The 22572-nt window shown below is 59.5% G+C and carries 21 protein-coding genes; 8 read left to right on the forward strand and 13 right to left on the reverse strand.

Features of this window, described 5'->3' with window-relative positions; translation table 11 throughout:
* Positions 1-178 precede the first annotated feature (178 nt).
* On the forward strand, positions 179-1417 hold the full coding sequence (locus tag IEW09_RS15105; RefSeq protein ID WP_188555284.1) for an MFS transporter: 1239 nt from the start codon (positions 179-181) through the stop codon (positions 1415-1417).
* Between the two features lie 7 nt (positions 1418-1424).
* On the opposite strand, the gene IEW09_RS15110 is transcribed toward IEW09_RS15105, so the two are convergent.
* The 3 genes from IEW09_RS15110 to IEW09_RS15120 form a co-directional block, all read right to left on the reverse strand.
* A complete protein-coding gene (locus IEW09_RS15110) occupies positions 1425-2207 on the reverse strand; it encodes an SDR family NAD(P)-dependent oxidoreductase (protein WP_188555016.1) in 783 nt (260 codons plus the stop codon).
* Entirely contained in the window at positions 2207-3256 is a 1050-nt protein-coding gene (locus IEW09_RS15115) for a galactitol-1-phosphate 5-dehydrogenase (protein ID WP_188555017.1), read from the reverse strand. The genes IEW09_RS15110 and IEW09_RS15115 overlap by 1 nt, the downstream gene beginning before the upstream one ends.
* 74 nt (positions 3257-3330) lie before the next feature.
* On the reverse strand, positions 3331-6480 hold the full coding sequence (locus tag IEW09_RS15120; protein WP_188555018.1) for a glycosyl hydrolase: 3150 nt from the start codon (positions 6478-6480) through the stop codon (positions 3331-3333).
* 282 nt (positions 6481-6762) lie between these two features.
* On the opposite strand from IEW09_RS15120, the gene IEW09_RS15125 reads away from it, so the two are divergent.
* Together IEW09_RS15125 and IEW09_RS15130 are read left to right on the forward strand one after the other, a co-directional pair.
* Positions 6763-7209, forward strand: coding sequence for an AraC family ligand binding domain-containing protein (locus IEW09_RS15125; protein ID WP_188555019.1), 447 nt, complete (start codon positions 6763-6765; stop codon positions 7207-7209).
* Positions 7185-7490: a helix-turn-helix transcriptional regulator gene (locus tag IEW09_RS15130; protein WP_188555020.1), complete on the forward strand. Its 306-nt coding sequence runs from the start codon at positions 7185-7187 to the stop codon at positions 7488-7490. Before IEW09_RS15125 ends, IEW09_RS15130 begins: the two co-directional genes overlap by 25 nt.
* Positions 7491-7526: 36 nt before the next feature.
* On the opposite strand, the gene IEW09_RS15135 is transcribed toward IEW09_RS15130, so the two are convergent.
* On the reverse strand, positions 7527-8864 hold the full coding sequence (locus tag IEW09_RS15135; protein WP_188555021.1) for a replication-associated recombination protein A: 1338 nt from the start codon (positions 8862-8864) through the stop codon (positions 7527-7529).
* Positions 8861-9667 (reverse strand): TrmH family RNA methyltransferase, encoded by an 807-nt coding sequence (locus IEW09_RS15140; RefSeq protein WP_229739347.1) that lies wholly within the window; start codon positions 9665-9667, stop codon positions 8861-8863. The genes IEW09_RS15135 and IEW09_RS15140 overlap by 4 nt, the downstream gene beginning before the upstream one ends.
* A 172-nt stretch (positions 9668-9839) precedes the next feature.
* Here IEW09_RS15140 and IEW09_RS15145 point away from each other — a divergent pair, with 172 nt between their 5' ends.
* Both IEW09_RS15145 and IEW09_RS15150 read left to right on the forward strand, forming a co-directional pair.
* Complete coding sequence (locus tag IEW09_RS15145; RefSeq protein ID WP_188555022.1) at positions 9840-10484, forward strand: L-threonylcarbamoyladenylate synthase; 645 nt, start codon at positions 9840-9842, stop codon at positions 10482-10484.
* A gap of 265 nt (positions 10485-10749) precedes the next feature.
* The gene (locus IEW09_RS15150; protein WP_188555023.1) at positions 10750-11430 is read left to right on the forward strand and encodes a YdcF family protein; all 681 of its coding nucleotides are present in this window, start codon (positions 10750-10752) and stop codon (positions 11428-11430) included.
* A gap of 109 nt (positions 11431-11539) precedes the next feature.
* Here IEW09_RS15150 and IEW09_RS15155 read toward each other — a convergent pair whose 3' ends face one another.
* Positions 11540-12370: a DUF92 domain-containing protein gene (locus tag IEW09_RS15155; RefSeq protein WP_188555024.1), complete on the reverse strand. Its 831-nt coding sequence runs from the start codon at positions 12368-12370 to the stop codon at positions 11540-11542.
* Between the two features lie 59 nt (positions 12371-12429).
* Between IEW09_RS15155 and IEW09_RS15160 the strand changes: the two genes are divergently transcribed.
* Positions 12430-13911 (forward strand): YncE family protein, encoded by a 1482-nt coding sequence (locus IEW09_RS15160; RefSeq protein WP_229739348.1) that lies wholly within the window; start codon positions 12430-12432, stop codon positions 13909-13911.
* 151 nt (positions 13912-14062) lie between these two features.
* Here the strand turns inward: IEW09_RS15160 and IEW09_RS15165 are convergent, their stop codons facing one another.
* Both IEW09_RS15165 and IEW09_RS15170 read right to left on the reverse strand, forming a co-directional pair.
* Positions 14063-14914: an anti-sigma factor gene (locus IEW09_RS15165; protein WP_188555025.1), complete on the reverse strand. Its 852-nt coding sequence runs from the start codon at positions 14912-14914 to the stop codon at positions 14063-14065.
* Entirely contained in the window at positions 14911-15477 is a 567-nt protein-coding gene (locus IEW09_RS15170; RefSeq protein WP_188555026.1) for a sigma-70 family RNA polymerase sigma factor, read from the reverse strand. Before IEW09_RS15170 ends, IEW09_RS15165 begins: the two co-directional genes overlap by 4 nt.
* A gap of 273 nt (positions 15478-15750) precedes the next feature.
* Between IEW09_RS15170 and IEW09_RS15175 the strand changes: the two genes are divergently transcribed.
* Both IEW09_RS15175 and IEW09_RS15180 read left to right on the forward strand, forming a co-directional pair.
* Positions 15751-16539, forward strand: coding sequence for a TlyA family RNA methyltransferase (locus IEW09_RS15175; RefSeq protein WP_188555027.1), 789 nt, complete (start codon positions 15751-15753; stop codon positions 16537-16539).
* A gap of 260 nt (positions 16540-16799) precedes the next feature.
* Positions 16800-17657: an NAD(+)/NADH kinase gene (locus IEW09_RS15180; protein ID WP_188555028.1), complete on the forward strand. Its 858-nt coding sequence runs from the start codon at positions 16800-16802 to the stop codon at positions 17655-17657.
* 93 nt (positions 17658-17750) lie between these two features.
* On the opposite strand, the gene IEW09_RS15185 is transcribed toward IEW09_RS15180, so the two are convergent.
* The 5 genes from IEW09_RS15185 to IEW09_RS15205 form a co-directional block, all read right to left on the reverse strand.
* Positions 17751-18491, reverse strand: coding sequence for an ABC transporter ATP-binding protein (locus tag IEW09_RS15185; protein ID WP_188555029.1), 741 nt, complete (start codon positions 18489-18491; stop codon positions 17751-17753).
* A gap of 42 nt (positions 18492-18533) precedes the next feature.
* Positions 18534-19631, reverse strand: a complete 1098-nt coding sequence (locus tag IEW09_RS15190; RefSeq protein WP_188555030.1) for an ABC transporter permease — start codon at positions 19629-19631, stop codon at positions 18534-18536.
* Between the two features lie 88 nt (positions 19632-19719).
* The gene (locus IEW09_RS15195; protein ID WP_188555031.1) at positions 19720-20979 is read right to left on the reverse strand and encodes an ABC transporter permease; all 1260 of its coding nucleotides are present in this window, start codon (positions 20977-20979) and stop codon (positions 19720-19722) included.
* Entirely contained in the window at positions 20979-21137 is a 159-nt protein-coding gene (locus IEW09_RS15200) for a hypothetical protein (protein WP_188555032.1), read from the reverse strand. The genes IEW09_RS15195 and IEW09_RS15200 overlap by 1 nt, the downstream gene beginning before the upstream one ends.
* A 2-nt stretch (positions 21138-21139) precedes the next feature.
* A complete protein-coding gene (locus IEW09_RS15205; protein ID WP_188555033.1) occupies positions 21140-22417 on the reverse strand; it encodes a Fe-S-containing protein in 1278 nt (425 codons plus the stop codon).
* Between the last annotated feature and the right edge of the window lie 155 nt (positions 22418-22572).

Here is a 22572-nt window from a genome sequence, read left to right on the forward strand (position 1 = left end):
GGAGTTTTAAATTTAGTCGGTCCTGCATCTCCTCAAAAGAGCAGGATCGTACATTTCGTGTAATCTGGGCAGGCTGTCATTCAACTACGATCGGACTGCTCAACTGCAACACACAGCCACATCGAGCGAAGAAACCCACGTACAGCGTCGCCGCTGGCGCATCGCCTGGTTGTTAGGGATAGGCGTTCTGGTCAACTACTTTGACCGCGTAAACCTGTCAGTCTCGCACCAGGCTCTCATCACAACCTTCGGCATCTCGGCAGTCACCTTCGGCTATCTCTCCGGTGCCTATAACTGGACCTACGCCATGTTCCAGTTGCCCATCGGTGTCTTGCTCGACAAATTCGGCATTCGCCGTGTCGGTCTTATCGGAACATTTCTGTGGGGCATCGCCTCCTTCGGCGCAGCAATTACGCCAAATTTAGGAGGCTTCTTCGCAGCCCGGCTACTGTTGGGCGTTGGCGAAGCCCCTACCTTTCCTGCGAACGCAAAGGCCATCGGCTATTGGTTTCCAGCGAAAGAGCGCTGCTTTGCCACAGCCATCTTCGACTCTGCCGCAAAATTTTCTTCCGCTATCGGCGTGCCTATCATCGGCATCCTGCTGTTAAAGGTGGGCTGGCGATGGAGCTTTGCCATCACCGGAATCGTCAGCCTTATTTATTTCCTCTTCTTTTGGAAGATCTATCGTGACCCAAACGACGATCCGAAGCTAACCGATGCTGAACGGCGACACATCGCCGATGACGCAGAGCCCGAAGTTGTCGATGACCGTCTGCGTGGCAACGCATCCCTCGGCTTTCTGCTGCGACAACGAAAAGTTCTTGCAATGGTACTGGGCTTCGGCTCCTACAACTATGTCTTTTATCTGCTGCTGACCTGGTTGCCCAGCTATCTCTCCTCCGCCCTGCACATCGATCTCCTGCACTCCTTCCTCTATACCGGGGTGCCATGGCTAGTAGCAACTGCCGCCGATCTGATCGTAGGCGGCTGGCTGGTCGATGGGCTAATTCAACGAGGGGTGAACGCGAACCTTGTTCGCAAGATCGTTCTGATCGGCGGCACCGCTCTCGGTCTCGGCATCATCGGCGCTGCCCATGCCCACACACCTGCGCGAGCGTTGCTCTGGATCAGCATCTCCATCGGAGGCCTCTCGGCTGCGGCTCCGGTCGGCTGGTCGATTCCATCGCTCATCGCGCCACGCCACAGTGTCGGCAAGGTGGGCGGCATCATGAATTTCTCGAATCAGATATCCGGCATTTGTGCGCCGATCATCACCGGCTATGTTGTGGCGGCAACGCGATCGTTTGCCTGGGCCTTCGGCGTGTCGGCGGTATATCTGCTCATTGGCATAGCGGCATACATCTTTATGCTGGGCAAAATCGAGCCCATGCCGCCAGAGACCCAACCTGCCGCATAACCCGCAGCTACACGGTTGCGCGCATAGCTCCAGTTGAGATGCCACCATCAATCAGAAGCGTCTGTCCGGTGATATAGCGGCTCGATTCCGCGGCCAAAAATACTACGGCGCTCTCAAGATCGCGCGGCTCGCCCGGCCGTTTCACCGGAATGCGGTCCTTCAGATATTCGACCCACTTCTCACTCTGGTAGAGCACCGTGTTCTGCTTGGTATGAAACCAGCCCGGTGCCAGGCAATTTACTGTAATGCCATATTTGCCCCAGTCATCCGCAAGGCTCATCGTAAGTTGTTTGATACCGCCGCGACTCGCGCCATAGGGAGCCAGCCCCGCGTACCCAAAAACGCTGGTGACAGAACCAATATTGATGATGCGCCCGTATCCATGCGGCACCATCCTGCGCGCCATCTGCTGCGCTACAAAAAAACTGCCGCGAAGGTTCGTATCGAGGATCAGGTTCCAGTCATCCCACGTTACGTCCAGGGCCGGTTTGCGCACATTGCATCCGGCATTGTTGACCAGAATATGAATCTGGCCGCACACTGCCTCCGCCTCCGCCGCCATACGCTCGATGCTGCCCTGATCGCGTACATCCAGAGCAATCGGTGTAGCCTTCCGCCCAATTGCTTCTATCTCAGTTACAAAATCTGAGAGGTCGTCACGACTCCTGCTGGTGAGAATCAGGTCTGCTCCGGCATGTGCGAGCGCACGTGCGAAGATCTGTCCAAGGCCACGGCTGGCCCCGGTAACAAGAGCGGTTTGCCCGCTTAAATCGAAGAGAGGGTTGGTCATTATTTCGCTGCACCTTCACGTGGATCAAGAACAATCTTCATCAGGTTCGGTTCACGCGCATACAGGCGTTTGAACCATTCAGGGCCATCGGTCAAGGGAGCAACAGCAGTAATCAGTGGGCCAACTTTGATCTTTCCTTCAGCAATTAACTGCATCGCCTCCGGGTATTCACCCGACGACGCGCACGAGCCTTGCAGGCGTATCTGCCGCGAGACAACCTTCTGCAAGTGGATAGTGACCTGTGGCGTGATATTTCCTACGAGTGTCACCGTACCACCCTTGCGAACACAGTCAATTGCGGAGCTGACGGTCTCATTGCGGCCCACTGCCTCCAGCACAACATCAACTCCGCGCCCATCGGTTAGCCGCATAATCTCGTCAAGCAACTCAGGCCCGGAGAGCAGAAGCGTCTTGTCCGCGCCAAGATCGGCTGCAAGCTTCAGGCGAGTGGCGTCGACATCCGCAATCAGGACGCGAGAGCAACCAGCCGCGCGAGCCGCCTGCAACAGCAGCAGCCCAATCATTCCCGCCCCAATAACCAGCGCCGTCTCTCCGCCCTTCATCTCCGAGACATGCACTCCGTGAAGCGCCACGGAAACAGCCTCAAGCATAGCCGCCTCAGCAAACGACAACTCAGAGGGCAACGGATACAGAATCCGCTCAGGCACCGTGACATACTCCGCGAATGCGCCATGCCGACGAAACTCGCCGCAGGAGACACCCACCACCTGACGGTTATCGCAGAGATTTACCTCGCCTCGCTGGCAGAAGTCGCACGCTCCGCAATAGACGGTCGAGTCAAAGGTGACGCGGTCGCCCTTGGCAAACTTGCTGACGGCAGAGCCCACAGCAGACACGATGCCCGCTGCCTCGTGGCCCATGACGATCGGCGGAATCCGTCGCCCGGTAGAGCCGTCGTATCCATGCACATCGCTGCCGCAGATGCCGCATGCAGCTACCTGCACAAGAACATCGTCGGGGCCGGGAACAGGTGCCGGCAGGTCCTGAAGTTCAAGATTTTTGTACTCGGAGAGCAGCAAAGCCTTCATCGTGATTTAAGCCTCTCCGATAAAGGTACAACGTTCTTCAATAGATTCGTAGAACCTGTTCCATAGAGCAGGTTCTACCTGAGCGAGAGCCGATACACCGGCTCCAGAGTGACTGGCCCAATAAGACCGGAGGGTAGCAGCGGCGAGTCGCTGGTGTACTTGCGGATATTCGTCCATGTGTAATGCTTGCCCGTGCTGGATTGTGCATCGCCGATCAACCGGTTGGGCCAGAGATTAGTGACATCAACTTCGATGACGTTGTCTCCTGCGTGCAGCAGGGTATCGACGCGTATCGCAAACGGCTGTTTCCAGAGTATTCCCGCAGGCTTGCCGTTAATGCGGATCGAAGCGACTTCATGTACCTCGCCCAGATTAAGCCATGTAGTGTGGGTGGCGGCGAGCTGAGCGGCGCTCAGATGAAGCGTCGTGCGATAAGTGGCTGTGCCCGAAAAATAGCGAATGCCGGGATCCTTGAACTCAGTCCAAGACTGAAGGCGGTCGACCTTCACCTGCGGTGGCGCACCCCAGTCAGGCGGAAAACTCAGCGTCCATGGTCCACGCACAGCGATCGCTGCTGCTGCATCCGTGGCGAGCCGTTTCGTCTTACCATCGGCAAAGGCAATCTCGTAGCTGCCGGGATCAGCCGTTGTAAGAAGCTCGCCGCCTCCATCCTCTTGTGCCGCGAGGTGGAAGGGAAGCGCAGTCTCGCTGGCATGGGCCGCATCGTAAACCGTAGTGCCGTTATGTTGAATGCGAATGATGCTGTCTCGAGCCGAATGGCGGAAGACGATGAAGATGGAGCCGTAGGCTCGCAACGAGAGCGGTATAGCCGTTCTGCCATCGGTCGTCGACGCGAAGAGCAGACTAGGATGCGTCTCGCCGGTGACTGCATCGAACAACTCCGGCTGCTTCCTGCCTACGCGCAAAGTAACGGTTGCCTGTAACGGCTTGGGCTGACGGTTGCGGATGAAGTAGATGTCGGCACCGGCAGTAGCGCGATGCACATAATCGAGCGACGCGGTCTGCTCTGGAGTAGCTGCATCAAAGTCGGGCAGCACGCCAAGTTGCTGCATGGCCGCATGAGCATTGTCGGTACAAAAGAGCTGTCCCTTACCGGTTTTGCTGCGATGCTCTGCACTCTGCTCGCACGGCGTCCAGAGCGTATCGGCAATTGCAGAGAACCGTGCTGCGTCCGACTCTGAGACGATGCCCTGGCTGTGCAGAGGGCGCAGGCCAATCAAAGTCCCTCCACCTTCAACGTAGTGCTGTGCCAGTTCGAGCACTGCCAGTGGAAGGATGCGCGAGTGTGGCAGAACTAGTGCGCGATAGTGGATGCCCTCCGGCGTGTGCAGATCGCCCGAGCCGGTCAGCATGCGTCCAAGCAGCGCATCCGTGCTGGTGACGTCGTAGTCATAACCCGGCAGCACTCTGGCTGGATCATCACGCTTCAAGCGAACAAAGTTGGGAACATTGTCGCCGTAATAGTAGAGGACATCATTGACGGGATTACCCTGTTGCATCAGGAACTGCGAGCGATTGAGATAAAGGAAGAATGGCCCGGCGTCGCGCCACCAGGTAACGTTAGGATTGAGGTGCGTTCCGGCAAAGTACTCCTGCCCGGGCAGTCCAAGTTCAGGAGGCGACGAGGTGAATGCATGCCACACCAGGCGATTCAGCCCTTCGGTTAGCGCCTGATCGAACGAAGGCTTCAGGTTCATCCCGATCGACTCGTTCCACTGGTTGCCGATCGAGGTCATTCCTTCGGCGGCAGAAAAGGGTCGCCCATAGATATGCGCGGCGCTGGCCGCCTCCTTGACGAAGTAGCGGTCCGTATCAGCCGACCGGTGCTGGGGCGACATCGCCCAGTACTCCGTCTGCGGAACGGCGCTTCGCTGAAAGGTCTCGAGCGCATCAATGGGCGCGCTGTGCGGTCCGCCGGACTCGCATTGAATGCCGAGGCCAAACTGTTTGGCACGTTCAGCCATATGGTCATAATGCGTGTTCACCAGATCGGCTACGGTGCGGCGAAGGTCGGCGAGAAAGCGGTTGCTCAACTCACGGCTGCCGATGATGCGTCCAGCAACGATGGGAAGATAAGGCACAGGATCATACCCACGGCGGCGGCGAAACTCTTCGCGAAACCGCCCTGTCCAATTTGTGCCGCCAAGCTCCCAGCTATCGGTCGCCACATATTTCAAACTCTTCCCGACATAGGGAGCAGCAGCACCGGTAAGCAGCGGAAGAACAGCCCTGTCCCAGTAATGGTCGAGTGCCGTGGTATCGAGGTAGTCGATGGCAAGGCCCTGCCATGCGCCGCTCGATGTGGAGACACGCGCGTCCGAATCCGTATAGCCAATGCGTAGAACCTCCCAGCTATAAGGGCTATCGGAAGGCGGAGCCCAGTGCAGAGTGCCGTCGGCGTCGACCTTATCAGAGATATCCTGCACCTCAACTTTCGCGAAGTCAGCATCCTGATCCGAGCTGGTTGGTGCAGTCTCGGTTAGCAGCGAGCTTAGATCAGGCATCGAAAACCCATCTTCGGCAGCCGCTGACTTCAGCGCAAGACGAGTCATCGGCTTGCGGCTATCTCCGGGCGCACTGGCCAGCGCAGCTCCCTTGTGCAGAGGATATGCAAGTACAGATATCTGACGATAAAAGCCATTCTTCTCTTTAGGCTGATCTAGCCGAATAATTCCAGCTGCGTCCGGGCGAACCGTCGTTCGCGACCAGGTCAGAAGCTTTGATGCATCCTCCGGCTTCACCTGCGGCCCTCCGAGGTTCCAGCCGCTGGTGATATTGAGCGTTACCTCCAGCCCAAGCTGGTTCGCAACGCGCAGAGCATGAACATACAACTCCTTCCATGCGGGCGAGCCAAACTCCGGACCAGGAGGCACATTGTCATTGCCACCTTGATTGGCTCCATTGGCATCGACCAGCAAAACTCCGCCATAACCTTTTTTCTTCATCTCGGTCAGATCGCGTGTGATGGTTGCCTTCGTCGTGTGGCCGTTGAGCCACCACCAGTAGCAGCGCAGTCGCGCCGGTGCGGGAGGGCTCTGAAAGCCGCGAACCAATGAATCGCTTGAGACACTGCCGAGTCTCTCCGGCACACTACGGGTACTCTTCGCAGGCTGGCTGTATGCCGCTGCGAGAGGCAGCGAGGTAAAAGCAAGTGCAAGTGCAAGTGCAAGCTGTCGCGTTACGGTATGCCGGGAACCTGTCATGCGGAGTCTTTCTCTGAAGTGATAATGCCTGTGGATCGTCAGGCAATGTGTGAAAAAACTATGCGCTGCAGGACAGCAATCACTGACCTGCAGCGCATAAGCTGAACAGCACTAAAAGTTAATATGGGCCGTGATCTGCGTCAGAGTAATCTAGAGACTATTTCTAAGAATACGCATTCTTAAATCCATAGAACCTCCACGATTTGCACTTCTGTCGAACTTGCGAACACAAAGATATAGATAAGCAATAGCAAAAAGGAAGTGCATATACTGACCAAAGTATTGGACAAAATAACCAACAAGCTGGCGGAGTGCCAAATCGTCTATATCTTTGAAGGTGCTGGCACGCTCGAGACGGACAAACTGACCATCCGTGTCCATGCTGGCGATGCCATGCTGCTCTCGCCCAATCAATGGCACCGCTACAAGCCCGACGACGCAACAGGATGGCACGAGTACTGGGTTGGATTTTCCGGTGAATCGATCAAGCGAATCTTCAGCGCGGGTTTCTTTTCAAGAAAAAGTCCTGTCACCCACATTCGTGAAGAAAAGATCATGCTGACGACCTTTGGCCATCTCTTCCAGAACGCGAAGGAAAATACTCCGGCATTGCAGCAGGTCATGCTGGCCGCACCAGCGTTCTTCTTTCGCTCGTCTGCTCCTCAGGGCAGCCACTCTCTGCTGCCACGCAGGGCACCAGCCAGATGGTCGAACGCGTGCGCGCGATGATGACAGCGGAAGAGACGCGAGACAAGCCGCTCGAAGGCTTCGCGAAAGATCTGAAGATCAGTTACTCCACCTTTCGCCGAACGTTCCGCGAGCATACGGGCATGAGCCCGCACCAATATCGCCTGCATCTCAAGGTCAGCTCTGCCCGCGAGCTTCTGCGCAGCACGACCCTCACCGTCAAGGAGATCAGCTATCGCTGCGGTTTCGAAGACGAGCAATACTTCTGCCGCATCTTCAAGCGTCAGACCGGCAATACCCCAGGCCAGTTTCGCGGGCGGTAAAAAATCTTTGTAAAAACCCGGAAGACCTGCGCCGAACTATTTTCTCTTCGCCGCTTTGATCCGCGCAATCTCGTCCATGCGCTGCGCCAGCAGCTTCTCTCGACCTTCATTCGTCGGCTGGTAGTATCGTCGTCCGGTAAGGCTTGGAGGCAGGCACTCCATATCAGCAACGCGCCCCTCAACATCGTGCGCATACTGATAGTCCCTGCCATAGTCGAGTTCCTTCATCAGTTTCGTAGGAGCATTTCTCAGGTGCAGCGGCACCGGCTCTGCCGCAGTCGCTTCGATGTCGGCCTTCACTGCGCCATAGGCTACATACACTGCATTCGACTTAGGAGCCAGCGCCAGGTACACCACAGCCTGCGCGAGCGCCAGCCCGCCCTCCGGCTGTCCTAAAAAGTGCATGGCATCTTTCGCAGAGAGGCAAAGGTTCAGCGCCTCGGGAGCGGCCAGCCCAATGTCTTCAACCGCCATGCGCACAATGCGTCGTGCACAGTACATCGGGTCTTCGCCCGCTTCGAGCATTCGTCCCAGCCAGTAAAGCGCGGCGTCCGGATCGGAGTTACGCACGCTCTTGTGCAGTGCCGAGATGATGTCATAGTGCTGCTCGCCCTTCTTGTCATACAGCAGCACCCGCCGCTGCATCGCCTCCGAAGCAATCGCCTTCGTGATCGCGTGCTGCTTGCGCCCCTCTGCAAGTTTTGCCGCCACGTCCAGCGCATTCAGCGCATTGCGCGCATCGCCGCTCGAATAAGAGGCAATCGTCGCCAGCGCATCTTCATCCGCCGTCAGTCCAGAGCCACCAAGCCCACGCTTGTCATCGCTCAGTGCCCGCTGAAGCAGAGCGACGATCTGCGCTTCGGTCAGCGCCTGCAGCGTGTAGACGCGGCACCTCGACAGCAGCGCGGCAATAATCTCAAACGAAGGATTCTCCGTTGTCGCGCCGATCAGTCGAATCGTTCCGCGCTCCACATAAGGCAGAAAAGCATCCTGCTGCGCCTTATTGAAGCGATGAATCTCATCGACGAACAAAATAGTGCGCGACCCATAACCCGCAGCCTTCTCCGCCTCTGCCATCACCTGCTTAATCTCTTTGATCCCCGACAGCACCGCCGAAAACTCAATGAAGCTAGCCGAAGTCATATGCGCAATGATCTTCGCCAGCGTGGTCTTGCCCGTCCCCGGAGGCCCCCAGAAGATCATCGACGTAGCATCGTCGGCTTCAATCGCCAGCCGCAACGGCTTGCCCGGTCCCAGCAGATGCTCCTGCCCGACATACTCATCCAGCGTCTGCGGACGCATCCTCTCCGCCAGCGGAGCCTGTCGTCCATGCGATGCCGCAGCGGAGATAGGCGAAGCATCGAACAAACTCATCGTCCGCTCCTCTGCCGCGAAGCCTCATACAGCAGCAGCGATCCCGCAATCGCCGCATTCAAACTCTCTACCGGCCCGGGGCAGGGAATCGTTACCCGCGCATCGGCCATCTCCATCCACTCCGCCGCCAACCCCGCGCCCTCGTTACCAATCATCAACGCACACGCCGTAGAAAAATCCATCTCCTGTGCCGCAACCGTCTCGCCGTCCTCGAAGCCCACCGTCGCCAGCAGCCTCACACCCCGCGCCTTCAACCCGGCAATCTCTTCCGCCGTCGCCGAAACCACCGGCATCCGAAACACGCTGCCCACGCTCGCCCGCAACGCCTTCTGGTTCCACGCGCTCACTGTCCCCGGAGTCACCACCACACCCGTCGCTCCAAAAGCCTCCGCCGAACGAACCAGCGTCCCCAGATTTCCCGGGTCCTGCAATCCTGCCGCAATCAGAATCAGCGGCGTCCCTCGCAGCACATCATCCATCGCCGCAACCGGCGGCACCATCAGCGCAGCCACTCCCTGCGGAGACCGCGTCTCCACCGCACTCGCGAAGACCTCGTCCGTCAACCGCAACACCTCGACGCCGCGCGGAACACTCTTCGGCACCTCGCGGCGCTCGCTCACAAATACCGTCTTCAACACCATGCCGCTACGTAGAGCCTCGTCCAGCAGATGGTCGCCCTCAATGGCCACCATGCCTTCGCTCAGTCGCGCCTGCCCGGCAAACGCCGCACGCAGCTGCTTGACGCGGCCATTAGCGCGGCTGGAGACGACGGAGACCGTAGCGTTTTTTTCGAAGAAGGGCATCAGGCAAATCTTACGCTGTTCGCATCCACAGAGAAGTGCGACCGTCCTCCCAGAATGAAACAGCTGTCCTTACATAATGAAGAAGACAATGCTGATATTCTGATGCAGGTTTGCCGCTTTTTATGTTGTCTCACCATCCCCAGGCAGTTGAACCACGGCACAGGAGCAAGATTTGACGGCGCAGACACTTCGCATTCACCCCGACGAGCCTGAACCGGAGCTGGTCAGCCAGGTCGTCTCCAGCCTCTATCGTGGCAACGTCGTCGCTCTGCCCACCGACACCTTTTACGGCCTCGCCGTCGATCCGGTAAACCTCAAAGCGGTCGACCGTATCTACGAGCTCAAAACTCGCGCTCGCCACAAGCCCCTCTCATTGCTCATCGCCGAGGTCGCGCAGGCATACGAGATCGCTCGCCAACTCGACTCCGCCTTCGACCGCCTCGCAGAAAGATTCTGGCCCGGGCCGCTGACCATCGTCGTCAAGGCAGGCTCCAAGCTTCCGCTCCGCGTCACTGCCAACACCGGAAACGTTGCGCTGCGCGTTCCCGAAGCGGCCATCTCCCGCGCCGTCGTCGCCCGTCTCGGCCTGCCCATCACCGCAACCTCGGCCAACCTCCACGGCTATCCCGAGTGCACCTACGCCAACTGCGTGCTCGAACAGCTCGGCGACAAGATCCCGCTGATCGTCGACGGCGGCCCCACCGCTCGCTCCATCCCCACTACCATCGTCGATCTCTCCGGCGGCGGCAACTCGTGGATGATCCTTCGCGAAGGCGCAATCCCCACTCACGAGATCGCCCTGACGCTGCAACGTTAAGAACATAAAAAATATTTAAGCCACCACTTAATACACATCAGCTACTGGTAGCTACCCGATAGATATTTGTCGCCAGATCTTTATCGCCCACAAAAGCACGTCATCTCGACCGAAGGCGGCGCTTCTGCCGCCGCAGCGGAGAGACCCCTGTATTTCGCTGTTGCCGTTGCCTGTTCTTATCCTTAACAAGCAGCCAACAAATACACTACAACCCAAACATCTTCCCATCCAGCCCCATCTACCGTAGACTCATCTTTCACTCACGATGACGGCTTCCCCCTCCAACTCACGCCGATCGCGCCGCTCTTCTGCTGGCGGCAGTTTTTTTCGCCGCCTCCTCGGCGTTCTTCTGCTGGTAGGTCTCATCTGGTTCGCCTGGGTCTATCAACAAATCTCGCAGGTCGCAGCCGAAGACCAGGCGCAGCCCGCGGATGCCATCGCCGTCTTCGGCGCGGCAGAGTACTCCGGCCGTCCTTCGCCGGTCTTTCACGCTCGCCTCGATCACGCCGTCGAGCTCTATCGCAAGCAGATTGCGCCTCTGGTCATCACGCTTGGGGGAGGCGGCGACAAAGACTCCGGCCACACCGAAGGCGGCGTGGGCCGCGACTATCTTCTCGCCAACGGCATTCCCTTCGGCAACATCATCGCCGAAACCCGCTCCACCGACACCGAGCAGCAGGTGCATCGACTCGCCTCCATCGCTCGCGAAAATAATCTCAAGTACATCGTCGTCGTCAGTGACGGCACTCATCTCTTCCGCATCCGCGCTCTCTGTCAGGACGCCGGGCTGCACGTCTATACCTCGCCGCGCCCTATGCTCGGACACATCAGCAACTTCGATCTGGCCACGCGCTACTTCCACGAGATGCTCAGCTATACCGCCTGGCGCATGCACGCAGACCCGGCATGGCTGCATAGCTGGTTGGAAGGCAAATCCGAACTATAACCTCCGCGCTCACGCACTCTTCTTACCAACCTCGAACCCACTTCATCTCGACCGGAGCGAAGCGCAGTGGAGAGACCCCTGTATTTCGCTTTTCCCCTCCACTAAAACCTCAAATCAGCACCCACACCACCACAATCAAAGCAGCAAACAGCGTCGAGCTGAAGTTCACCAGATCGTTCCCCAGCCAGCCGCGGCGCTCCACCGTCGCCCCCAGCACGCTGTCGAAGGCCAACCCCGCGCAAGCTGCGACAAATACCAGCAACGCTTGCGGAGCGGCAAGTGCACCGCCTATCCCGCCCGCACCCACCACCACTGAGGCAGCTATCACTCCTGCCACTGTTCCTGCCACGCTGATGCCGCCGTCGGTGCCGGTTTGAACCCTGCGTCCGGTCGTAATCATCCACGCCCGCCCGCCAATCGCCTGCCCGATCTCAGACGACACTGTATCGGCCGCAGCCTCAGCCAACGCGGCAATGCAGCCTCCATGCCACCCCATCGCAGCGCACAGCGCCGCCACGCCAAGATTGGCCACAATCTGCGAAGCGCGCCTGCCCCCGCGCCGTTCGGCCAGCTTTTTCAACTCCTTATTTGCCCGGCCAAACCGCGTGGCAGCAAATGTCAGCACAAACAGCGTAACCAGCGCCGTCAATGCTGCTGCGTTGATCTTTGCCCCGGCCTGCCGCGGCTCGGCCAGCGCCAGGCAGATCACCAGCCCAATCGCCGCCGCCGGAGCGGTCGCCGCCCGCAGCAGCCAGACCAGCACAGCAAAGCCCACGCTCACCAGTAGCGGCACAATCCACGGGCCCAGCGAGAGTCCCCGCGCCGCAGCCTCCAGCGGCAGCCACGCCGCGCCCAGCGCCAGCAGGGGAGCGGCCACCCACACCAGCGTCGTGCTCTGCCGTCGATCCCGTCCTGCGACGGTCACCTTTTGCGGTTCCATTCTCTGCATTTCCTCCTCCGGCAACAACCACATGCTCCCCGGTGATTTACAATCAGACCTTGAGCATAGCCAACACCAGCATCACGGCGGGAGTAGTTTTGCATTCAGCAAGAATTGAGTCAGAAGCAAACACACAGCCACACGGACAGAACCCTACCCGGTCTGTAGCGCGGTTCGCATTGAGGTTCGCTCTGGTAGCGGCCGTATCGGCATCTCTTATCGGATGCGGCAACACCTATCGGCCGGTGGTCACAGCGATCAACCCCGTCGGCCCCGGTGCCCAGCCAACCAAATATGCGGTTGCTATCTCCACAACGGGAGCGAGCACGCCGGGCCTGGTAACGTTTGTCGACTTCTCGGGCGACACCGTTCTGATCACTGCCACCATCGGGGTCGATCCGTACTACCTGGCGCTGAGCAGCGACGGAACCACCGGCTATACCCTCAATCGGGACACGACCGTCAACAGCTTCGATATCTCGACCTCGTTGCTGAGCACCAACGTCAACCAGACGACGCTGCTCTCGGGCGCTAACCCCGTCAGCATCCTTCCTCTCAGCACTCACACCTATGCTGTCGAACCGGGAAGATCTGCGGTTGCGGACCTTACGGGAGTGCCGCCGAAGTTGAACCAGGAGTTTGGCCCGGTTGCCAACGGGACCTATATGGTCGGCATCAATGGCGCACCTCGTGTCTATGCGCTTGGTGCGGACAGCTCCGGCAACGGTCAGGCCTACACCATCGAGACCGCGACCAACACCTTTGAGCCCACGCCGATTGCGATCGGCAAAAACCCGGTTTACGGCGTCATGACGGCAGATGCAAAGCGCGTCTTCGTCATGAACAAGGGTGACGGCACCGTCAGCGTCATCAACGCGCAGACCAACCTGCTCGATACCATCCCCGGCACCGGCAACACGTACATCCCTGTCGGCACCAATCCAGTCTGGGCTGACTTTGCGCCTACCCGCAACGAGCTGGTCGTCGCCAACGCCGGCAACGGCACCACACCGGGAACGGTCAGCATCATCAGCATCCCGCTCTGCTCGGCCACCGCGCTGCCCACCAATCCAAACTGCGACCCCAACAACCCGGTCGACTCGACTCAGTTCGGAACAGTCCTTGCGACGGTCCCTGTCGGCATCAACCCGGTCATGGTCGCCGTTCTGCAGGATGGCACCCGCGCCTATGTTGCCAACGCCGGCGATCCCAGCCTTCCCTGTGCGGCGACAGCAGTTCCGGGCGTAAGCACAACCTGCTCGGTCTCGGTGATCAATCTCACCTCGAACACCGTCACCGCAACCATCCCCAGCCTGCCCGATACCGGAACCACCGGCTCGACCTGCGCGACGGCCACTACAAAGACCGTCTGCGGCCATCCGGCCTGGATCGCTGCCACAACCGGAACGCCTGCTGGAAAGGTCTACGTGACCTCGCTCGATTCGAGCAACATGTCGATCATCCGCACCGATGTCGACGCGATCGACACGACCATCCCCCTGCAGGGCAAGGGCGTCTCAGTTCGCGTCACCGCTCCATAGTTGTCTGATTGTTCTAAGCAGTTCCATTGGCTGCCTTCGCTAAGCGGAGGCAGCCAATTCCATTAAGCCCCCAAACCGCGCGTCATCTCGGCCGAAGGCCGCAGTAGAGAGACCCCTGTAATTAGCCTTTTGCCGCGTTAACCAAATACGCTCAGGCCCCAACCATAATGATCGGCAGTGTCGGAGTCTGCGACCCACCCTCGTTCTCGATAGTTACACCAAAGGCCTTCGCCTCAACTCCCTTAGGCAGCGGCGGCATCATCACGCTGGCATAGCCGTGCTCGTCAGGATGGAACGTGCCCGCAGGAATCGGATTGCTGCCATTGGCCGGAATCAGCCACAGCTCATAGACCTTGGCCGGTTCGAGCGGCTCCATATTGTTGGCCTGAAAGATCAGCAAGCCTTTGTCCGCAATGTAGGTGGCCCGCGCCTGCGGCACCGGTGCGGTCTGCGCCTTGGTCAGCGTCACGCGCAGGGCATTGCGATCGGTCATCGTCTCCATGACCTCGCGCGCGGTAGCAGCATCGGTGGTCAGTTGGGCGATCTGGTCCTTCTGCTCTGCGATCGAACCTTGCAGGGCAGTACGCTGCATGTAGAAGTTGCCCGCCGTCACCGCCAACCCCGCAGCCAGCGCCCATCCCAGCCAGGGAAAGACCCTGCCTGCAAATCCTCGCGGTGGCAGATCGTCTTCGGTAAGCGAGCCGCGCCCACTGAACCCGCGGATAGGAAGCTCCGGCTCGGGTTCGGCAGCAGTCTCGACAGGGATAACCTTCTTCTCGTGCGCCACCTGCTTCAGCAGGCGCTCTCTGGCGCTCTCCGGCGCGGCCTGCATCTCGACGCTGTGCGCGTAGACGGCCAGGTCGCCCTGCACCTCGGCCAGTTCGCGGCGGCACTCCGGGCAGCCAGCGATATGCGCTACGGCAATGGCATTCTCCTCCGCCGAGAGAAGCTGCATGGCAAATAACACCAGATTGTCGCGTTCAATGTGTCCGGTTGTGTTCATGCCGTGAATGCCTTTCTCAACGTCAGGAGCGCGCTGCGGATTCTCGTTTTTACCGTGCCGAGCGGATCGCCCGTCATCTCGGCGATCTCAGTGTGAGTCAGGCCATCGAAAAATGCCATCTCCAGCGTCTTGCGCTGCTCCATCGGCAGCAACTGGATGACGCCACGTGCTCTCTCGACCATCATTTCGCGTTCTGCCTCATTGGCTAGATTGTAGTTAGACGCGAGCGCAATATCATCGACGCATTCCGTGGGCCGCTTCCGTCGCAGCGCATCGATCGACCGGTTGCGGGATACCACCGCGAGCCAGCCGCCGAGACTTCCGCGGGTTGCGACAAAACCATCGGGACTTCGCCAGATCTGCATGAATACTTCCTGTAAGACATCTTCCGCTGCCGCGGGATCGCGAAGCACGCGCAACGCCACTGAATACACCACCTTCGAGTAGCGGTCGAACAGCGATGCCATCGCGTATTCGTCGCCCCGCTGTATCAGCGCAAGTAAGGCGGCATCATCCTGCGCCGACGACGAAGACGTGTTGGTGATGCCCGTCTCTCTATACATAAAACGCACCCGCGCCTGTACTGGATTTCAGAAGAAGGAACGATTCGGGGTCCGTTCGATCACTTGCCGCTTGCATCGTAGTTAGCTTCATTACAAATGCAACTTTACCTGAAACAGCACCGCATTTGTTATTCATCTCAACCTCACTCACACCCCAAACACACGTCATCTCGACCGAAGGCGGCGCTTTTGCCGCCGCAGCGGAGAGACCCCTGTATTTCGCCGTTGCTCGTTTTTCCTACTTTCAGGTTCTAATAGAGAGACGCAAAACGAATGACGGACCCAGCCAAAACACGCACCGAGAAGATACGTCTGGACAAACTCCTCGTCGATCAAGGCCACGCCGCATCCCGCGAGCGCGCACAGGCCATGATCCTCGCCGGTCGCGTACTCGTCGACGAGCAGCGCGTCGATAAGCCGGGAACAGCGGTCCGCGCGGACGCTCCAATCCGTCTGCTGGGCTCGGACCTGAAGTACGTCAGCCGCGGCGGCCTCAAGCTCGAACAGGCGCTGGCGCATTGGCAGATCGCATTGACCGGACTCGCTTGTGTCGACATCGGTGCCTCAACGGGCGGCTTTACCGACTGCATGTTGCAAAGCGGCGCGGTCAGCGTGCTTGCCATCGATACTGGCTACGGTCAGATCGCACAGAAGCTGCGCTACGACCCGCGAGTGACGCTGCGCGAGCGCACCAACGCTCGCCTGCTGACCGAGGGCGAGTTGTTGGGCAGCGGCTCAGTGCCGGCATTCGTCTCCATGGACGTCTCCTTTATCTCGGTCACGCTGGTCCTCCCCGCTGTACTGTCCGCGCTCTCAACGGCATCCGAGCCGTGGACGGGCGAGGCTGTGATTCTCGTAAAGCCGCAGTTCGAAGCAGGCCGCGGTCACGTCGGCAAGGGAGGCATCGTCCGCGATCCCGATGCCCGCCGTCAGGCGGTAGAGCGCGTTCGCGAGTGCGTGATCGAACAGGGAGGCAGCGGCATCGAGGTTATCGACTCCCCGATCCTCGGCATGGAAGGCAATCACGAGTACTTGCTTCACGCCCATTTCGGCAAAAAATAAATCACAAACCCCTGCCCCAACCAAAGCACGTCATCTCGACCGGGTGTCGGGTGCCCCATGTCCCGCTTTTGGGACATGGGTTGAATCACCCCAATGCACGCATCATCTCGACCCAACTAAAAGCACGTCATCTCGACCGAAGCCGCGCAGTTTTATCGCGCGGCGCAGCGGAGAGACCCCTGTATTTCGCTTTTGCCTTTGCTGTTATCCTTCCCGCCAACCCATAGAAGCAGAAACCGAAGTGCCGTTACACTAGCGATATGCCTCTTGCTGCAATTATCTCCAAGCCTCAGAAGCCGGAGCTCGCAGGAATTTTGCGCGAGCTTGTAAGCTGGCTCGAAAGCCATGGGTATCAGTACATCTTCGATCCGGATAGTGCAGCATATCTCGCTGGCGCCGTAGGCATTGAGCGGCCTGACTTGCCGAAACACAAGCCTGATCTGGTCATCGTTCTCGGTGGCGATGGCACCCTGCTGGCAGCGGCGCGCGCCTTCGCCCGCACCGTGACGCCAATCCTCTCGGTGAACCTTGGCTCGCTGGGCTTCCTGACCGAAATCCCATTGGGCGATCTCTATGTCACCCTTCAGGACTGGTGCGATCACCGCGCCGACGTCGAGGTTCGCAGCATGATGCACGCCGAACTGCGACGCGACGGCAAGCTGCTGCACCAGTGGGACGCCCTGAACGATGTCGTCGTCGCCAAGGGAACCATCGCCCGCATGGCCGACTTCATGGTCGAGATCGACGAGCAGCTAGTAGCTAAATTTAGAGCGGACGGAATTATCGTCGCTACGCCGACAGGATCGACCGCCTACAACCTCGCCGCCAACGGGCCGATTGTGATGCCTAACGTCAACGCGATGTTGGTGACCCCGATCTGCCCGCATCTACTTACTCTAAGACCTATAGTAGTACCTGGAGATTCCTCTGTAAGTATTCATATTGAAGGAGTTCCAAATCAGACGTATTTGACCGTCGACGGCCAGGAGGCAGTCGAGTTGATGCTCGGTGACATTGTCCATTGTTGCCGCTCGCATTACAGCGTACGCCTGCTGCGTCACACGCCGAACGGAGTCTTCAATGTACTGCGCTCGAAGCTGAAGTGGGGCGAGCGATAGCTCAACTGAGCATGTAACCGGTGAAATGCTGTTTTAGAGGTTACAGAATTTAAATGTAACCGGTAAATCAATCTTTAACCGGTTACATTGAGCTTAGCGCTTCAAAGTGACGACCTGCCCGCCGATAGGATGGCAGAAGACTTTTCCATGACTCAGGGCAATCTTGCGCTGCGCAAGTGCTGCCATTTCAGGGTCATGCGTGACCATGACAATCGTATGGCCATTGCGATGCAAATCCTGCAAAAGCTCAGCAACAATCGTCTGATTAGCCGCATCCAGATTTCCCGTAGGCTCATCCGCTAGCAGAATCGGCGGGTTATTAATCAGCGCCCGTGCAATACAAACACGCTGCTGCTCGCCTCCCGAAAGCTCACTGGGAAGATGTTCAGCGCGTGCAGCAAGCCCAACCCGAGCAAGCGCAGCGCGGGCTTCGGTCTCGTCGGTCATAGAGTGGAAGTACTGCGCCAGCATCACATTTTCCAATGCAGACAGATACGGAATCAGGTGGAACTGTTGAAAGATGAAGCCGATCTTGTCGGCGCGAAAGCGGTCGAGTTCCGTCGCGGACATCGTAGCTACGTTGACGCCGTCGATGCGCAACTCGCCCGAGGTGGGGCGGTCGAGGCAGCCGATGAGATTGACCAGCGTGGATTTTCCCGAGCCTGAGGGACCGGTGATGGCGACCCACTCACCCGCCACAATACTGAACGCCGCGTGATCGAGCGCACGGACGGCTCCGGCGCGACCGGCGTACTCGCGAGTGACTCCGCTGAGGGAGATGACGGCGCAGTCGGGGCGGGTTTCGCTTTCGATGGGGCTTAGGCTTTCGGGCATGGGTTCTCTTCTAGTTTAGCCTCTGGTTTGAAAAGCTCTTCATCATTCGCCCTTCAGTAACGCGGCTGGTTGAAGGCCGCGCAGAACGCGGACGGGGAAGAGGGCGGCGAAGGCTGCGATAGCGATGTTGAGCAGCAGCACCAGAGGAAGCACGGAGAGGCGTGGCAGCGTGGCCGTGTGGAAGTTCACCTGGCTGATGGCCCATGCGGCGGCAGAGCCAACGATGTATCCGAGGACAACTCCTGCGAGCGCGAGAACAAGGGCTTCGAGCAGAAACATGGCCATGAGCTGCGTCTGCGATCCGCCGAGGGCCTTCATCAATGCGAAGTCGCGGCGGCGTTCGAGCACAGAGGCGGAGAGGGTAGCCAGGACGCTGACGGCTACGGTGAGGGCGATGAGCAGTACCGAGCCGTACATGAGCGAGTGGGTGCGGTCGACGATGCGGGACTCGCCTTCGACGAGTTGGCGAACAGGTTGGATTTGTAAAGTTGGGAACTGGGCGCGGAGGCGGTTGAGTGCAGCCTCTACGGCGGCGGCTCCGCCGGGGATTTGGATTTCTATGACGGTAGGCGCGATGCCTGTCCATTCTGTGAAGGCTTTGAGCGGGATGTAGACGCGGCTGTCCTCGTCGCCTCCGGTCTTGATGCGGCCTGCTCCGGTAAGGGTAATGGCTTTGTTGGCGTAGGTGAGCTTGACGGCGTGCTCATCGGCGATGAAGTTGGCGGCGCGGTCACCTAGCAGAGCGGCGTCAGAAGCCGTGGGCCATTGTGTGAGGTCCCACCAGGCGTCGAGATGCTGGACGGCAGGGAAGTCGGTTCCGGCTACGACGACGGAAGTCCCGCGATCGGTGGTGGCTACGGCATAGGCGAAGGGAGCAACGAGTGCGTCTGGGCCTGCGGCCTTTTGAATCTCTGCTAATGCGTTGGGTGGCAGCGGAGAAGATGCCGAGGCGGTGACGACTACGTTGGCTCCGAAGTTACGAAACTCTTTGTGGAGTTTGGCGTTGAGGTCGGCGTAGAGCGTAAGCAGGGCAGTGGCGACGGCGGCGGAGACGGTGAGTGCTACCAGTGCGGAGAAGCTGCGTGCGCGGCGATGAGTCAGCGAGCGGCGCAACATACCGACGAAGCTGAGTTGTTTCATGCTGTCACCTGCGCGGACTGGTGTGGCGCAAAACCCATGTCCCAGAGTCGGGACATGGGGCACCCGGATTGTTGCTTGAGAAGATTTGTCATGCGTCCGCCCTGAGGATGGTGGAGGGGTCTATCTTGAGTGAGGTGCGGATGGAGGGGGTGCTTCCGGCGATCGCTACGACGAGGGCGAGAGCAACGACGACAGGGAGCAGAACGGGGTTGAGAATGGAGCCGGCTGCGGCTGCTCCGTCGCCCGCGAAGATGCGCGCTCCCAGCCATGCGGCGAGGCCGGAGCCGAAGAGGTAGCCGATGGTTCCGGCGAAGACGGCGAGCAGGCCTGTCTCGGAGTAGAAGAGGAAGGCGATGGCGCCTTTGCTGGCTCCGAGGGAGCGCATGAGGCCGATCTCGGCGCGGCGCTCGAGGATGGCGGTGGCCATCGCCGCGGAGACGGCGAATCCGGCGGCAAGCAGGGCGGCGGCGCTGATGAGCCACATGAGTCCGCTGATGCGTTCGAGGACGTTGCCTTCATTTTGCTCGACGCGACGGACCTGTTCGGCCTGTGCGCCGGGGATGGCTTCGCGGATCTGATAGGCGATGGAGTTGGCGTAGGGGCGGCAGTACCAAATCTCGTGCTGCTGGGGGGAGAGCGTGTCGGGGTCTTTGCGGGCGAAGGCGTCTTCGGGTTTGGTGCGGGCAGAGACGTCTACGCGGGAGACGGCGTCGGGAAGGTTGGCTAACTTCTGCGCGGTTTCAATAGGAAGAAGAAGACGCTTGTCGGTGGCGTCTCCGGTGGAGACGAGGCCAGTGATGCGGAGAGGAGTGTTGTCGGCCTGAACGGTGTCGCCGATGTGCAGGCCGGTTGCTGCTCCGGCGACGGCTTCGTTTGATGCGGACGGCCATGCGCCTGTGAGCTTCCACCATGGGTGCAATGGCGGCGCTCCGGTGATCATGCTGCTGCCGCCATTAGCGAGATTGTGATTGAACCAGAGGCCGGTAGCGGGGAGTTGCTGGCCATTGGCGAGGGTGAGCGTGATGGGAAGTTCGGGCGAGACGCCCGTGATGTTGTTGGCCCAGAAGATGGCTTTAAGCTTGGGTAGATCGCTGGCTTTAAGGTATGCGCCGCCGGTGGAAGGCTTGATGTCTACGCCGCCGATCTTGACGTCGAGCAGGTCGGCCTTGGGGGTAACAATGATGTTGGCTCCGTAGACGGCCAGCTCTTTGTGGATGCGGTCGCCGATGGTGGTGGCGAGGGCGAGCATCGCGGTGACGGCTGTTGTTCCGAGCAGGATGGCGACTCCGGCGAGGGCCTTGCGGCGACGCTGGCGGCGGAAGCTTTCCCCTAGGAGCCGGAAGAACATTAGTTGGCCTCCGACGGGAACTGCGACTGCAACCGCGGGTCCTTCGACTTCGCGCTACGCGCTACGCTCAGGATGACAGGTTTGGGGTGGGAAGAGAGCAGCGGAACCCACGTCCGAAGGTCCGGACGTGGGGCACCCAGATGGAGTGGGGTAGTCATGACTAGCGCTCGAAGACCGGGGCGAGGGCGCGGAGGTCTGCGGCCTGGATGACTACTTCGCCGCCGCCGATGGTGGATTGGAGCGGAATGGGATTGCAGCCGCCGGGCTGGCCCATCGACTGAGGCACGAGGGGGGAGGCGCACATCTTGCAGGTGATTCCCTGGCTGCTGATGTAGAAGCCGACCGGGCCGCAGATGTGGCAGGCGTCGGCGACGGAGACGATGTTGCCGTCGGGCTTTTTGTAGAGGAGAAAGCGGACTTCGACGCTGCCGCCCTTGCCGTCGTCGACGTGGACGCCGTAACGGTGGAGCTGGTCGTCGGTGATCTGCGAGGTGGGGACGATGGCCTGGCTGCCGACGAGGGTGACCGCCGTTGTCGGGGAGAGCGCGGTGGTGCTCTTGGCGTAGATGAACTCGGCGGTGGAGAGGAAGATGAAGACGAAGCTGGTGACGACGACGGCGGTCATCCACATCTTTTCGCGGCGCTGGGTCCACTCGGCGCGGCGCTTGTCGGCGGGAGTGGCGTTTGACGGAAGCTCGATGGGGGTGCGGCGTTTGTATTCGAGCAGCATCATGAGGCCGGCGAGGGCGAGCATGGTGACGAAGAAGAAGAGGTCGTTGCGGACGATGGGGCCGATGAGGCGCATCTCGGTGGTGCTGGAGGGGAGGACGCCGTTTTCGCTGAGCTCGTGCAGACCGCTGACGATGAGCTGGAAGGCTACGAAGTAGAGGATGACGGTGGTGACACGGAAGAAGCGCTGCAGGTTGATCTTGACGCTGCCGCGAATGAAGAGGACTCCAAAGACAACGGCGACGGCGATGCCGAGGAGGGTGCCGGTGAAGCTGAGAAGCTCGGTCGAGTTGAGGGTTACGGCGGAGAGGATGAGGACGGTTTCGACGCCTTCGCGCAGGACGAGCAGGAAGACGAAGAGGAAGAGGCCGATGTGGGATGGGCCGTCTTTGCCGCCGGTGAACTTGGCGACCTTGGATTCGATCTCGCCCTTCATGGAGCGTGCGGTCTTGTGCATGAACCAGATCATGCTGATGACGAAGACGGCCGCCGCGAGCATCACCCAGCCTTCGATGATGTCGGAGTTGAAGTTGAGGTGGGCGACGACGATGGCGACGCCGACGCTGGCGGCGACTGCTGCTCCGAGTGCCCAGAAAACGGTGCGCTTCAGCTCGTTGCGGCCGATCTTGGAGAGGTAGGCGAAGACGATGCCCACGATCAGTGCTGCTTCGACCCCCTCGCGGAGGGTAATGATAAATGCCTGCAACATAAGGTGTTTCTCTTCCCCCGAGGAGGTTTCTGCAAGACTTTCCGCAAGGCTTTCTGAGCGCTTGAAGGCTGGTCCCGATGCTGTGCTGGATTGGCCAGCGTTCCAGGTTCTAGTCTAATGCGGACTAAATTGGTCGTCAATTGGCGATGACGAAT

The sequence above is a fragment of the Edaphobacter dinghuensis genome, assembly GCF_014640335.1.
In the GTDB taxonomy this organism is placed as follows: domain Bacteria; phylum Acidobacteriota; class Terriglobia; order Terriglobales; family Acidobacteriaceae; genus Edaphobacter; species Edaphobacter dinghuensis.